This window comes from Azospirillum sp. UENF 111221 (assembly GCF_058780625.1).
Genome location: NZ_JBSNCH010000005.1, coordinates 2112540 through 2126693, shown reverse-complemented (window position 1 = coordinate 2126693; position 14154 = coordinate 2112540). Strand labels below are relative to the sequence as shown.

The window sequence follows — 14154 nt, the reverse complement described above, 5'->3', positions numbered from 1 at the left end:
TCGTCCATGGCTTCGGCCACTCACGCTTCGGCGGGCGGCGGTCTCGGGCGGGGGGGCCGTGTGGTCGCCGTGCTGGGGCCGACCAACACCGGCAAGACCTATCTGGCGATCGAGCGCATGCTCGGTCACCGGTCCGGAATGATCGGCTTTCCCCTGCGCCTGCTGGCGCGGGAGAACTATGACCGCATCGTCGGGATCAAGGGGAAGAACGCGGTCGCCCTGGTCACGGGGGAGGAGAAAATCCTGCCCCCCAACCCGTCCTACTGGGTCTGCACCGTCGAATCGATGCCGCTGGACCGTGCGGTCGATTTCCTGGCGGTGGACGAAATCCAGCTCTGCGCCGACCCGGAGCGCGGCCACATCTTCACCGACCGGCTGCTGAACGCCCGCGGCATGGTCGAAACGATGGTGCTGGGATCCGATTCGATGCAGCCGATGATCCGCCGGCTGGTGCCGAAGGCGGAATTCATCAGCCGGCCGCGCTTCTCGCAGCTGACCTATGCCGGCCACAAGAAGCTGACGCGCCTGCCGCCGCGCTCGGCCGTCGTCGCCTTTTCCGCCACCGACGTCTATGCCATCGCCGAGATGATCCGGCGCCAGCGCGGCGGCACCGCCGTGGTGCTGGGCGCGCTCAGCCCGCGCACCCGCAACGCGCAGGTCGGGCTCTATCAGGCGGGCGAGGTCGATTATCTGGTGGCGACCGACGCCATCGGCATGGGGCTGAACATGGACGTCGACCATGTCGCCTTCGCCCGCATCGTCAAGTTCGACGGCTTCGCCCCGCGCCGCCTGCGCCCCGCCGAGGTGGCGCAGATCGCCGGCCGCGCCGGCCGCCACATGCGCGACGGCACCTTCGGCACCACCGACGAGGTGGGGGAGCTGGACGCCGACCTCGTCACCCGCGTCGAGAACCACGAGTTCGAGACGGTCAAGGCCTTGTCCTGGCGCAACAGCGAGCTGCGCTTCGACACGCCGGGCTTCCTGCTGAAATCGCTGGAGGAACGGGCGCCGCTCGCGGAGCTGTCCCGTGTGCGCGAGGCCGACGACCATCTGGCGCTCCAGGCGCTGGTGCGCGATCCCGACATCATGGATCTGGCGCGCGGCCGCGACGCCGTGAAGCTGCTGTGGGAGGTCTGCCAGGTCCCCGACTTCCGCAAGGTGCTGTCGGATGCCCACACCAAGCTGCTCGGCCAGATCTTCCGCAGCCTGCGCACGCCGCTGCGCCGGCTGGACGACGATTGGGTGGCGAAGCAGGTCGCCCGGCTCGACCGCACCGAGGGCGACATCGACGCGCTGGTCGCCCGCATCGCCCACATCCGCACCTGGACCTACATCTCCAACCGGCCGACCTGGCTGAAGGACCCGCTGCACTGGCAGGAACGCACCCGCGCCATCGAGGACCGGCTGTCCGACGCCCTGCACGAGCGGCTGACCCAGCGCTTCATCGACCGCCGGTCCGCCACGCTGGCCCGCACGCTGAAGGACGGGCGCTCGCTGCTGGGCGGCGTGCGCGCCGACGGCGAGGTGGTGGTGGAGGGGCATGTCGTCGGCAAGCTGGAGGGCTTCCGCTTCGTTCCCGACGCGCCCGACCGCTCCGACGAGGCAAAGTCGCTGCTGACCGCCGCCCGACGGGCCTTGCGCGACGAGCTGGCCAAGCGGCTGCGCGCCTTCGAGGCGGAGCCGGACGACGCCTTCGCGCTGGAGGCCGACGCGGTGCTGAGTGCGGATGGCCTGCCGGTGGCGCGGCTGGCCGCCGGCCAGTCGGTGCTGGCGCCGCTGGTGGTGCCGTTCGACGACGGCATGCTGGACCAGGCCCAGCGCGAGCGGGTGCGGGCACGGCTGGAGCGCTGGCTGAAGGACCACATCGCCGCCCGGCTGAAGCCGCTCTTCGCGCTGTCCGCGGCGCAAGGGCTGTCGGGGGCGGGGCGGGGGCTGGCCTTCCAGCTGGTGGAGGGACTTGGGGTTCTGCCCCGGCAGCCCGTCGCCGACATGGTCGAGCGGCTGGAGCGCGAGGACCGCAAGGCGCTGACCGGGCTGGGCGTCCGGCTCGGGGTGTCGCACCTCTATCTGACCGCGCTGGCCAAGCCGGCGGCGGTGACCTTGCGCGGGCTGCTGTGGGCGGTGTCGAAGGGCCATCCGCTGCCGGTGCCGATCCCGCCGCCCGGCCGGGTGTCTGTCGAGGCGCCGCCGGTGAAGGAGGGCGGCGCGCCGCCCGGCTTCTGGGAGGCCATCGGCTATCCGCTGGCCGGCGGGCGGGCGCTGCGCGTCGACATGCTCGACCGGCTGGAGACGGAGCTGCTGACCGCGTCCAGAGCCAATGCACCGATCCGCGAGGTGGCGCTCGGCCAGCGCGTCGGCCTGTCGGCGGAGGAGCTGGGGGCGGTGCTGGCCGGGCTCAGCTATGTGCGGATGGTGGCCGAGGATGGCGCGGTGACCTGGAAGCGCAAGCGGCCCTCCCGCCAGCAGCAGGGGAACCGGCAGCGGCGCGAGAAGCTGACCAACGAGGACCATCCCTTCGCCAAGCTGCGGCAGCTGTCGGGGATGTGAGGGGGCATGACGACCACAGGACACCAGACCAACAGACGGAAACGCCCATGAGCAACACCGACAGCGAAGACTCCACCCCCGGCCGGCTGCGGATCGACAAGTGGCTTTGGTATGCGCGCTTCTTCAAGACGCGCAGCCTCGCCGCCAAGCTGTGCAACGACGGGGGCGTGCGGCTGTCGGGGGCGGTGGTGACCAAGGCGCATGCGGCGGTGAAGCCGGGCGACGTGCTGACCTTTGCCCAGGGGCGGCACATCCGCGTCATCAAGGTGGTGGCGCTGGGCAGCCGCCGCGGCCCGGCGCCGGAGGCCCAGGCGCTGTACGAGGATCTCGCCCCTCCCGTGCCGGAGGAGCGCCTGCAGGATCCCTACCGCGCGCCGTTCCAGCCGCCGGGCGCCGGGCGGCCGACCAAGCGCGACCGCCGGGCGATCGACGCCCTGCATGGTGACGGCCCGATGGGCGATGGGCCGATGAGCAATGTTTGGCAAAGTGAGACCGATTAGGCGGCGATGCTGATTGTTGCTCGAAAAAAGTGAGACCGCCTCTTAAACGGAGGCGGGACCACCCCCATCTGGGAAGGCTGGATAACCGACCAGATGCGACAAGCGAGCACGATCATGAGCGAGAAGACCCGACCTTCGAGCCTTTCCGCCCCCTCTTCAGCGAAGCGCGGCGCCCGCGCTGCGACCGCCGTGGCGGTTGCGCTGGTGATGGCGCTGGCCGCCGGAACCGCCGACGCCCGCGCCGGCAAGAGCAGCTCGTCCGGCAGCCGCGGCAGCCGCACGACCGAGGCGCCGGCCGCCACCAGCACCGCCCCCAATTCCGTGTCGCCGATGGAGCGTTCGACCGCCCCGGCGGCGTCGCCCGGCATGCAGCGCCCCGGCGCCGCGGCCACCGCCCCGGCGGCGGCCCCCTCGCGCGGCTTCTTCGGCGGCGGCTTCATGTCGGGCCTGATGGGCGGCCTGATCGGCGCCGGCATCGGCGCGATGCTGTTCGGCGGCGGCTTCTTCGAGGGGTTGGGCAGCTTCGCCGGCATCCTGGGCTTCCTGCTGCAGATCCTGCTGGTCGTCTTCCTGGTCCGGCTGGCCATGCGCTTCTTCCGCAACCGTTCGCAGACCGCCAACACCGCGGCGTCCGGCGGTCCGCTCGGTGGAAACCGGCCGGCCTATGCCGGCGGTCCGCAGGGCGACCAGATGAACCGCGAGGCGGCCGACGCCGGCTACAACCCGATGGGCAACCGCGGAATGGGTGGCGGCAACGCCGGCCCGGCCCAGCGCCGTCAGGCGGCCGACGAGATCGGCATCCAGCCGGCCGACTTCGAGTCGTTCGAGCGGCTGCTCGTCACCGTCCAGACCGCCTACGGGCGTGAGGATGCCGAGGCGCTCCGCGCCGCGACGACGCCGGAGATGTTCTCCTACTTCAACGACGATCTGGCGGAGAACCGCAGCCGCGGCGTGGTCAACAAGGTCAGCGACGTCCGCCTGCTCCAGGGCGATCTGGCCGAGGGCTGGCGCGAAGGGGCGCAGGAATACGCCACCGTCGCCATGCGCTTCGCGCTGACCGACGTCACGGTGGACCGTGCCAGCGGCAAGGTGATCGAGGGCAACGCCTCGCAGCCGACCGAGGCGACCGAGTTGTGGACCTTCGTCCGCCCGCGCGGCGGCCAGTGGCAGCTGTCGGCGATCCAGCAGGCCAGCTGAGGCTTGCGGGTATCGGGAATGCGAAACGCCCCGGCCATTGGCCGGGGCGTTTTCGTTTGTGCGGATTATGCCCTCTCCCGCCCCGGGATCCCCTCTCCCCCCGGGGAGAGGGGGATTTAGGGAGAGGGAGGCTCAATTCGTCGGCAGCACCACGGCGTCCGTTGCGCGGAAGCCCAGCCGCACGGTCTCGCCGGGGACGAAGGCCGGCTCCTGGCCCAGATGCGGCATCTGCACGGTCAGGCCGCCGTCGAGGAAGGCGTTGACGAAGGCGCCCTCGAAGTCGCTGTGGCTGACGCGGGCGCTCAGGCTGTTGTCGCTCTCGCCCGCTCCCGGACGTGCCGGCGCCAGACGTTCCGGCCGGACATAGAGGGTGGCGCGGTCGCCCACCGCCAGCCCGCGCGGGTTGCGCCCGCGCAAGGCCCCGAAGGCGCTGTCGAGCACCGCCCAGCCGTCGGCCGCCTGCGTCACCCGCCCGGCGAAGCGGTTCGCCTCGCCGACGAAGGACGCGACGAAGGCGGTTTCCGGGTGGTCGTAGATGGTCTTGCCGTCGCCCACCTGCTCCAGCACGCCGCGCGACATCACGCCGATGCGGTCGGACATGGTGAGCGCCTCGCCCTGGTCGTGGGTGATGTAGATGAAGGTGACGCCGGTGCGCTTCTGCAACTCGCGCAGTTCGGCGCGCATGTGCTGGCGCAGCTTGAGATCCAGCGCCGACAAGGGTTCGTCCAGCAGCAGCACCGCCGGTTCCACCGCGAGCGCGCGGGCGATGGCGATGCGCTGGCGCTGGCCGCCGGACAGGTCGGTCACCCGCTTGTCCGCCGTGTCGGGCAGCGCCACCAGCTCCAGCAGCTCGCGCACGCGGCGCTTGCGGTCGGCCGACGGGACGCCGCGCACCTCCAGCCCGAAGCCGATGTTGTCCGCCACCGTCATCAGCGGGAACAGGGCCAGGTTCTGGAAGATCAGCGCGGTCGGCCGCTTGTTCGGACCGATCCCCTTCATGTCCCGGCCGCCGATGCGGACGGCGCCGTCGGTCGGCTCCATGAAGCCGGAGATCATGCGCAGGATGGTGGTCTTGCCGCAGCCGGAGGGGCCGAGGAAGCTGAAGAACTCCCCGGCCCCGATGGTCAGCGAGACGTCGCGGACGGCGACGGTGTCGCCGAACCGCATGGTGACGTGGTCGAGTTGGACGTCTTGGCTCATGGCCCCTGCTGTGTGCGGATCACGCCGCCAGGAAGCGATCCTGGTACTCGTTGCGGATGGAGACGTACCACGCCTCCTGGATCGGCCACCACCACAGCTTCTGCAGCGCGTCGCCGGGATAGGCGTCGGCGAAGAACTGCTTGTTGAGGTCGGTCAGGTGGGCCTCGGCGCCGACCGCGGTGCTGGAGATGCCGGAATGGTTGGTGTAGAGCGCGCCGGCCTCCGGCGTGTAGAACCAGTTGATCCAGGCATAGGCGTTGTCCAGGTTCTCCGCCTTCTTCGGAATGGCGAAGCCTTCCATCCAGGCGAGCGCACCCTCCTTCGGCGCCACGAAGCGGACCGGCAGCCCTTCCTTGCGGAGCGCCACCGCACTGCTGTCCCAGGTCTGGCCGATGACGCAGCCGTTGGCGCGGAAGGCGCCCTGGGCCTCGTTCTCGTTGGTCCAGAATTGGGCGACCGACTTCTTGTTGGCGGCGGCCACCTTGAGGATGGCGTCGAAGTTGGCGCGCGCCTTCGCCTCGTCCTTGAACTGGTCGCGGACCGGGTGCGGCAGCTTGCCCTGGCTTTCCAGCCACAGCGCGATGCCGATCAGCGAGGAATGGCCGCGCACCGTCACCTTGCCGGCGTTGGCCGGCGCCCACAGGTCGCCGTAGCTGGCGGTGCCGTAGGCGAGCGGCGCCTTCTTCATGTCGTAGGCCAGCGCCTCGGTGCCCCAGTCGGCCGGGGCGAAATAGCGCTTGCCGCCGACGACGCCGCCCATCCCGGCGGAGCCCTCGACCGACGATTTCAGGCAGCCGTCCCACTTCACCTTCGCCTCGTCGATCGGCTGCACCAGCTCGAACTCGACATAGTTCGGCACGCGGTCGACGGTGGGGTGGATGATGTCGAAGCCGGCGCCGCCGGTCGCCTTCAGCTGGTTCAGCAGCTCGTCGTTGGTGCCGTATTCGGTCAGGGTCGCCTTGACGCCGGTCTTCTTCTCGAAGTCGGCCAGCATGTCCGGGCTGATGTAGCCGGCCCAGGAGAAGATCTTCACGCTGCCCGACGCCGCCCGGCCCTCGCGCAGGACGAAGGGACCGACCGAGGCGACACCGGCGGCGGCCGCAGCGCTTTGCAGCAGCAGGCGGCGGGTGAAGCTCTTGGCGGCGCGCTGGGTCTCGGCGCTGGACCGCTGCGACTCGCTCTGGGCGTTCTCGATCTTGGACATGACGTCCGGTCTCCCTGGCTCTTGGATGGCGTTTTTTCAGGTTCCCCTGGCGGCGACTTCGCGCAGCCCCGCTCAAGACGCAAAGTGTGCCTGAGACAAAAGCCGTCCGTCCATGGGGGAAGATGAGGCTCCGCCAAACTTCATAGAGCCGTCACATGGGAAAAAGGGAGAACCCGGCAGGAGGATCGTCACATGACGTAGAAGCTCGCCTTCACCACCACGCCCTCGGCGCCGCGCAGCACGGTGCGGTTGCGGCCGCTGCGCTTGGCGAAATAGAGCGCCTCGTCGGCCTGGGTCATCAGGTCGTTGACCGAGACGGTGCCGCGGTCCAGGCACATGCCGATGCTGACGGTGAAGCCGAAGCCGGCGCCGCTACCGGTCTCCACCGTCAGCTCGGCGGTGGAGCGGCGGATCGCCTCGACCCGCGCCAGCGCCCCCTCCAGGTCGCCGGAGGGCAGGCACAGGCAGAACTCCTCCCCACCCAGCCGGCCGAGGAAGCCGCCGCCGGGCACCTGGGCGGCGCAATGGTCGGCGAAGCGCTTCAGCGCGAGGTCGCCATTGCCGTGGCCGTGGGTGTCGTTGATCGCCTTGAAATGGTCGATGTCGAACATGGCGACCGCCAGCGGCGCCCCGCCTTCCCTCGCGACACGGTAGGCCTGCTCCAGCCGCTCCATGAAATAGCGGCGGTTCGCCACCCCGGTCAGGTAGTCGGTGTTCAGCATCTCCACCATCACCCGGTGCATGCGGGTGATGCGCTCGCCGGCCCGCACGCGGGCGCGCAGCATCGGCAGGTCGATGGGCTTGGCCAGGAACTCGTCGGCGCCGGACTCGAAGGCCTCGACCCGCCGGGCCGTCTCGCTGTCGCCGGTCATCAGGATGGTGAAGGTGCGGTGCTGGTCGTCCGCCGCCCGGACATGCCAGCACAGCTCCAGCCCGGTCATCACCGGCATTTCCAGATCGGTGATGACGATGTGGATGTCGTGGCTGCGATAGAGGGCGAGCGCCTGTCCGCCATCCTTGGCGAGCAGAACGCGGTAGCCGCTGCTTTCCAGCTCTTCCCGGATCAGTTCACGAAAGAAATTGGAATCGTCGGCGACAAGAACAGTCGTTTCCACCAGCACACCCGTGTCGTCGGCGAAGAGTCCGTGCGCGCGGACCTTAACAGACTCCACGGTGCTATGGCATAGTGGCGTGGCAACACACCGTCACCGGTGGATTGAGCGCTCTTCAGCTTTCGAGCATGCGGCGCAGCAGCTCGACATCCTCGGCGAAGGACGGATCGGTGGCGCGCAGCTCGTCCACCTTCTTGACCGCATGCATGACCGTGGTGTGGTCACGGCCCCCGAACTTGCGGCCAATCTCCGGCAGGGAGCGGGCGGTCAGCTGCTTGGCCAGATACATGGCGATCTGGCGCGGACGGGCCACCGCGCGGGCGCGGCGGGCGGAATGCATGTCGGCGACGCGGATGTTGTAATGCTCCGCCACCCGCTTCTGAATCTCGTCGATGGTGACGCGGCGGTCGTTGGCGCGCAGCAGATCGTGCAGCACCTCCTGCGTCGTCTCCAGCGAGATGGACCGCCCGACCAGCTCGGCATGGGCGACGATGCGGTTCAACGCCCCTTCCAGCTCGCGCACGTTGGACGTGATCTTGTGGGCCAGGAACTCCAGCACCTTCATCGGGATGCTGGCCTGGAGCGCGTCGGCCTTGGCCTGGAGGATGCCGAGGCGCAGCTCGTAGGTGGTCGGGTGGATGTCGGCGACCAGCCCCCAGCCGAGGCGGGAGCGCAGCCGCTCCTCCATGCCTTCCAGGTCGGACGGGCTCTTGTCGGCGGAGATGATGACCTGCCGGTTCTGGTCGACCAGCGCGTTGAAGGTGTGGAAGAACTCCTCCTGCGTCGAGTCCTTGCCGCTGATGAACTGCACGTCGTCGATCATCAGCACGTCGACCGAGCGGAACTGCTGCTTGAAGGCCATCGTGTCCTTGAAGCGCAGCGCCCGGATGAACTGATACATGAACTTCTCGGCCGACAGGTACAGCACCTTGCGGTTCGGGTCGTTCTTGCGGATCTGCCAGGCCAGCGCGTGCATCAGGTGGGTCTTGCCCAGCCCCACCCCGCCATAGAGGAACAGCGGGTTGAAGGTCACGGTGGTGGCGTCGGCGACGCGCCTTGCGGCGGCGTGGGCCAGCTCGTTCGGCTTGCCGACGACGAAATTCTCGAAGGTGAATCGCGGGTCGAGTGCGGCCGACAGGTCGGACCGGTCCTCCAGAATCGCAGGCACCGCGGTCGGCGATTCGTCCGACGCCCCGCCATAGGAGGCGGATGTGTAGACGGTGGACGGGGCCGGCTCGCCGGAGAATCCGGACGGCGATCCCGAGAACGACCCCTGCGGCGGGGCCGGGCGGGGAGCCGGACGGGAGTCGGCGGCGCGCGAATCGAAGCCGCGAGAATCGAAACCGCGGGGCGGGGATGGGCGGTCGTCGTCGATGTCGTCATTGTCGGCGACGAGGGCCGCCGGCGGATTCGTGGAGGCGACGATGACGTCGATCGACTGCACTTCCGGATTCTCGCCGGACCAGAGGGCGCGGATGCGGTCGGCATAGTGGGTCAGCACCCAGTCGCGCATGAATCGCGTGGGCACGACGATGCACACCTCGCCGCCGATCAGGCTGGCGACGGACAGCGGCTGAAGCCAGCTCCGGTAGGCGATCTCGCCGACCTCTTCCTTCAGGCGTCCGCGAATGCGCGCCCACTGCTGATCCAACGACACGCCGACCGACATGCTCCCTTACCCCCGCTCCTTCCGCCGGCCGGCCAAAACCGGAATGGCCGCCGTCTGGTCCAGCCCGAAGGACTCCGGGCAAGGAAAAACCGAACGGAACACTATATCCAAAAAGCACACGCCGGAGTCGACGGGATTGAAAATCCCGCCCCAGGCGCGACAGCTTGTAAGTAAAAGAAGATCGTGCGAACGACCGGGACTCAACAAGCCCTGATCCGGCGTAAGACCTTCAGTATTTCACTGCTGTGTTCGGACGGACACAGAGTGTTGCATCACCCTATTTCGCCCGACCGAATGGACCAAAAGTCTAACCATGCCGCGGAAATCTGGCAATGGGACAGATGGCGAACGGCCCAAAAAGATAAAAACGTTCTCATTGACCGCATGACCGATCCCGAATCTCATACGCGATCCCAAGAACAATCTAAGACAATTGTCGAGCATCCGCACATTTACTTTAAACGCAAAAAGCCGCGCCCCGAGTCACGGGCGCGGCTTTTTGAAAGCAGCGTATGAAAGCTCTATCAGAGAGCCTTGATCGCAGCCGACAGACGCGACAGCTTGCGCGACACAGTGTTCTTGTGCAGCACGCCCTTCGACACGCCGCGCATCAGCTCCGGCTGAGCGGACTTGAACGCCTCGGCGGCGGCGGACTTGTCGCCGCTCTGGATCGCGCCCTCGACCTTCTTGACGAAGGAACGGATGCGGCTGACGCGGGCACGGTTGACTTCCGTGCGACGCTCGGTCTGACGAATGCGCTTTTCAGCGGACTTATGATTGGCCATGGAAACCCTACTCCGAACGACACGGCTGTCGTGATGCGAGCGCGCCTTATACGCGGCAGCGCACCGCGAGTCAAGGCGTGGACGCCCGATGATTTTGACTAATCGTACTTCAACGACATCTTGATGGGATCTGGACCGTCCCCCGCAAGATGCAGGGGACGGCTCCAGCGGCAGAGTCGAAGCTGGCGCGACGACTCAGCGGTTCTTCCAGCCGGCCTGGCGCTTCTCGGCGAATGCGGCCATGCCTTCCTTCTGGTCTTCGGTGGCGAAGGTCGAGTGGAACAGGCGGCGCTCGAAGCGGATGCCCTCGGCCAGCGTCGATTCATAGGCGACGTTGACCGCCTCCTTCGCCATGGCGATGACCGGCTGCGACAGCGAGGCGATCTTGGTGGCGACCTTCACCGCCTCCTCGACCAGCTCGGCGGCCGGGACGATGCGGGAGACGAGGCCGCAGCGCTCGGCCTCGGCGGCGTCGATCATGCGGCCGGTCAGCACCATCTCCATCGCCTTGGACTTGCCGACGAAGCGGGTCAGGCGCTGGGTGCCGCCGGCGCCGGGGATGGTGCCGATGGTGACCTCGGGCTGGCCGAACTTGGCGGTGTCGGCGGCCAGGATGAAGTCGGCCATCATCGCCAGCTCGCAGCCGCCGCCCAGCGCGAAGCCGGCGACCGCGGCGATGGTCGGCTTGCGGCACTTGGCCAGCCGCTCCCACTTCGCGGTGATGAAGTTGGAGTTGTAGACATCCATATAGGAGAAGCCGGCCATCTCCTTGATGTCGGCGCCGGCGGCGAACGCCCGCTCCGACCCGGTGACGACGATGGCGCCGATGGCTTGATCGGCCTCGAAGGCGTCCAGCGCCTGGCCCAGCTCGGTCACCAGCTGGTCGCACAGCGCGTTCAGCGCCTTCGGACGGTTCAGCGTAATCAGCCCGACCGGGCCGCGCGTCTCGACGAGGATGGTTTCATAGGACATGGTGGCGGACATGGCTGCAGCACTCTCCCGATGGGGCGAGCCCGGTTGCTTCCGGGACTCGTGGTTGTTGAGGGTGTTCGATGGCGACGAATGGCAAGGGCTGCCGCGAGTATGGCGGGTGTTCCCGCGATCAGCGCGGCGTCAAAGTGAAGCGGACGGCTGTCCCGGTGGCGGTCCCAGTGGCGGTCCCGGTGGCGGCTTTCGCCTTCTGGGCGGCCTGCGGGAACTCCAGCCGCAGCTCCTCGCCGTCGCGGACGAAGACGCGGTCGGCGGTCCGGCGCCAGCCCAGCTGCGGCAGGGTCTGGTCGTAGAAGGCCAGCACCGCCTGTCGCGGCACCTCGCCCGACAGCACGGCCTGGACGATCCGCCCACCCGGCTTGTCGAAGACCAGCGGCTCCGATTCGGCGGACGCCAGCCCGGGCATCACCGGCACATCGGTGGTGCCGGGGACGAAGGGCCCGGACTCGGCTGCGGCAAGCTGGGCCGCCAGTGCCGAAGGAATGGGAATGAGGAAGCTCCCCAGGCCCGCAACTGCGGGGCCGGCAAGGAGGAAAGCGGCGGACGCCGCCCGGAGCATGGCCGGTAGAGCCGTCATGCCCCAGCTATATCACCGTTGGCGCGCCGCACAAAAGAAAGTCGAGCGGCCCGACTGTACAATCCGCTGAACGCCCCCCGTCCGGGCACGGTCGCAGTCGCAGTCGGGGCAACCCTCCCCCTCCCGGTCGTAGACGGCGAACTGGTGCTGGAAATAGCCCAGCTCTCCCGACGCCTGCCGGTAGTCGCGCAGCGACGAGCCGCCGGCGGCAATCGCGCGCTCCAGCACCTCGCGCACCGCGACGGCGAGGCGGTCGACCTCTGCGGGCGTCAGGCTGGCGGCGGTCCGGGTCGGCAGGATGCCGGACTGGTAGAGCGCCTCCGACACATAGATGTTGCCCAAGCCGGCGACGATGCCCTGGTCGAGCAGGGCGGCCTTGATCGGGGTGATCTTGCCGGCCAGACGGCGGGCGAGGTCGGGGCCGGAGAATTCGTTGCCGAGCGGCTCCGGCCCCAGGTTGCGCAGCATCGGGTGGTCGCCCAGCGCGTCGGCCACCGTCAGGTCCATCAGCCCGAAGCGGCGGGCGTCGTTGAAGGTGACGATGGTGCCGGCATCGGTCTCGAACACCACATGATCGTGCTTGTCGAAGGCGTCGGGGCGTTCCGGCGCGATGATCATCCGGCCGGACATGCCGAGATGGGCGATCAGCACGCCGCCGTCGTCCAGATGCATCAGGATGTATTTGGCGCGCCGCCGCACCGACGTGACCACACGCCCGGTCAGCCTTTCGCAGAAGCGCGGCGGAAAGGGGATGCGCAGGTTCGGCCGCCGCTGCTCCACACGGACCAGCCGCCGGCCTTCGAGATGCGGGGCGAGGCCCCGGCACACCGTCTCGACTTCGGGAAGTTCAGGCATCGGCAGAGTGTGGGGTGGGAGGGGGATTGGTGCAAGGGCGGTTGCCTGAAGAGTGCGGGAGCGGCGGGCAAGATCTCCACGGATTTCACGGATTGAAACACGGATTTCACGGATGTGGCGTCCCGAAGCCGCTGCTGCCGGAACAGTCCCAAGCGGCGCCAAGCTCAAAAAAAATCCGTGAAATCCGTGTCTAAATCCGTGAAATCCGTGTCGATCTTGCCCCACCTCAGCGATTCCCCGAAGCTCCCGTCACCGATACTCTTTAAACCGCTCCGTCGCCTGGATCAGCGCGGCGCGGATGCCGGGCTCCATGGCGGAATGGCCGGCGTCGGGGACGATGCGGTAATCGGCTTCCGGCCAGGCGCGGTGCAGCGCGTCGGCGGAGATCACCGGGCAGACGATGTCGTAACGGCCCTGGACGATCACCGCCGGCAGATGGCGGATGCGGTCGACGTCGCGCAGGAGCTTGTCCTCCGGCGTGAAGCGGTTGGAGCGGAAGTAATGCGCCTCGATCCGCGCCAGCCCCAGGGCGTGGCGGTCCTCGCCGCTGGCCGCGATCAGGTCGGGCGACGGCAGAAGCGAGGAACAGCTTCCCTCATAGATGCTCCACACCCGGGCCGCGGCCATGCGCACCGCCGGGTCGGACGAATCGAGCCGCTTCCAGAACGCCTCCAGCAGGTCGCCGCGCTCGTCCTCCGGGATATGGCCGGCGAAGGCGGCCCAGGCCTCGGGGAAGAGGATGCGCATGGAATAGAGGAACCAGTCGATCTCGCTCTTCCGCATCAGGAAGATGCCGCGCAGGATCAGGCCCAGGCAGCGGTCCGGGTGGGTCTGGGCATAGGCGAGCGCCAGGGTCGAGCCCCAGGAGCCGCCGAACAGGTGCCAGCGCTCGATGCCGAGATGGCGGCGCAGCGTCTCGATGTCCTCGACCAGCCGCTCGGTGGTGTTCTCGCGCGTTTCGCCCAAGGGCGTGGAGCGGCCGGCGCCGCGCTGGTCCATCACGATGATGCGGTAATGGGCGGGATCGAAGAAACGGCGGTGGGTGGGCGAGGCGCCGGCCCCCGGACCGCCATGCAGGAACATCACCGGCACGCCGCGCGGGTTGCCCGCCTGCTCCCAATAAACCGTGTGGATCCCGTCGACGGCAATCGTGCCGGTCTGGAACGGGTCGATGGGCGGATAGAAGTCGCTGCGGGGCATGGCCATGCATCCAGTGGTGCGGGCCCCGAGTGTAGTGGAGCCACCGGGGCTTGCGCCAGCGCGACGAGGCTCATCGGCGAACCCCCAAACGACAAAGGCCGCCCGGAGGCGGCCTTGGGTGTCGATCACTGTGCTTTTGGGAGGATGGCGCGCCCGAAGAGATTCGAACTCCTGACCCTCAGATTCGTAGTCTGATGCTCTATCCAGCTGAGCTACGGGCGCCTTATCCACAGAACTTGTCTGCCAAGCATCTCGCCGTCGAAGTATCCCCCGGCGTCGAGGCGCGCAACCTACTCAAATCCGTCATCGAAGGCAAGC

Annotated in this window: 12 protein-coding genes and 1 tRNA gene; 3 read left to right on the top strand and 10 right to left on the bottom strand. The window is 68.3% G+C overall.

Going from position 1 to position 14154, the window contains the following annotated elements:
- Positions 1-6: 6 nt before the first annotated feature.
- From ACWPN3_RS24770 to ACWPN3_RS24760, 3 genes are all read left to right on the top strand, one after another.
- Complete coding sequence (locus ACWPN3_RS24770; RefSeq protein ID WP_492239864.1) at positions 7-2547, top strand: helicase-related protein; 2541 nt, start codon at positions 7-9, stop codon at positions 2545-2547.
- A gap of 47 nt (positions 2548-2594) precedes the next feature.
- Entirely contained in the window at positions 2595-3047 is a 453-nt protein-coding gene (locus ACWPN3_RS24765) for an RNA-binding S4 domain-containing protein (protein WP_492239863.1), read from the top strand.
- 114 nt (positions 3048-3161) lie between these two features.
- Positions 3162-4244, top strand: a complete 1083-nt coding sequence (locus ACWPN3_RS24760; RefSeq protein ID WP_492239862.1) for a Tim44 domain-containing protein — start codon at positions 3162-3164, stop codon at positions 4242-4244.
- A gap of 132 nt (positions 4245-4376) precedes the next feature.
- Here the strand turns inward: ACWPN3_RS24760 and ACWPN3_RS24755 are convergent, their stop codons facing one another.
- The 10 genes from ACWPN3_RS24755 to ACWPN3_RS24710 all read right to left on the bottom strand — a co-directional run bounded on the left by ACWPN3_RS24755 (position 4377) and on the right by ACWPN3_RS24710 (position 14058).
- Entirely contained in the window at positions 4377-5444 is a 1068-nt protein-coding gene (locus tag ACWPN3_RS24755; protein ID WP_492239861.1) for an ABC transporter ATP-binding protein, read from the bottom strand.
- Positions 5445-5463: 19 nt separating this feature from the next.
- A complete protein-coding gene (locus ACWPN3_RS24750) occupies positions 5464-6648 on the bottom strand; it encodes an extracellular solute-binding protein (RefSeq protein ID WP_492239860.1) in 1185 nt (394 codons plus the stop codon).
- Between the two features lie 188 nt (positions 6649-6836).
- On the bottom strand, positions 6837-7763 hold the full coding sequence (locus tag ACWPN3_RS24745; RefSeq protein WP_158285345.1) for a GGDEF domain-containing protein: 927 nt from the start codon (positions 7761-7763) through the stop codon (positions 6837-6839).
- Positions 7764-7875: 112 nt separating this feature from the next.
- Positions 7876-9429, bottom strand: a complete 1554-nt coding sequence (gene dnaA / locus ACWPN3_RS24740) for a chromosomal replication initiator protein DnaA (protein WP_492239859.1) — start codon at positions 9427-9429, stop codon at positions 7876-7878.
- 524 nt (positions 9430-9953) lie between these two features.
- Positions 9954-10214, bottom strand: coding sequence for a 30S ribosomal protein S20 (rpsT, locus tag ACWPN3_RS24735; protein ID WP_109095874.1), 261 nt, complete (start codon positions 10212-10214; stop codon positions 9954-9956).
- Between the two features lie 195 nt (positions 10215-10409).
- Entirely contained in the window at positions 10410-11186 is a 777-nt protein-coding gene (locus ACWPN3_RS24730; RefSeq protein WP_109095875.1) for an enoyl-CoA hydratase, read from the bottom strand.
- Positions 11187-11316: 130 nt separating this feature from the next.
- Complete coding sequence (locus ACWPN3_RS24725; RefSeq protein WP_492239858.1) at positions 11317-11781, bottom strand: hypothetical protein; 465 nt, start codon at positions 11779-11781, stop codon at positions 11317-11319.
- A gap of 12 nt (positions 11782-11793) precedes the next feature.
- Positions 11794-12636: a bifunctional DNA-formamidopyrimidine glycosylase/DNA-(apurinic or apyrimidinic site) lyase gene (mutM, locus tag ACWPN3_RS24720; protein WP_492239857.1), complete on the bottom strand. Its 843-nt coding sequence runs from the start codon at positions 12634-12636 to the stop codon at positions 11794-11796.
- 249 nt (positions 12637-12885) lie between these two features.
- Positions 12886-13836 carry a prolyl aminopeptidase gene (pip, locus tag ACWPN3_RS24715; protein ID WP_492239856.1) on the bottom strand — a complete coding sequence of 317 codons (951 nt, stop codon included), beginning with the start codon at positions 13834-13836 and terminating at the stop codon, positions 12886-12888.
- Positions 13837-13981: 145 nt separating this feature from the next.
- A tRNA-Arg gene (locus ACWPN3_RS24710) sits at positions 13982-14058 on the bottom strand.
- Positions 14059-14154 lie beyond the last annotated feature (96 nt).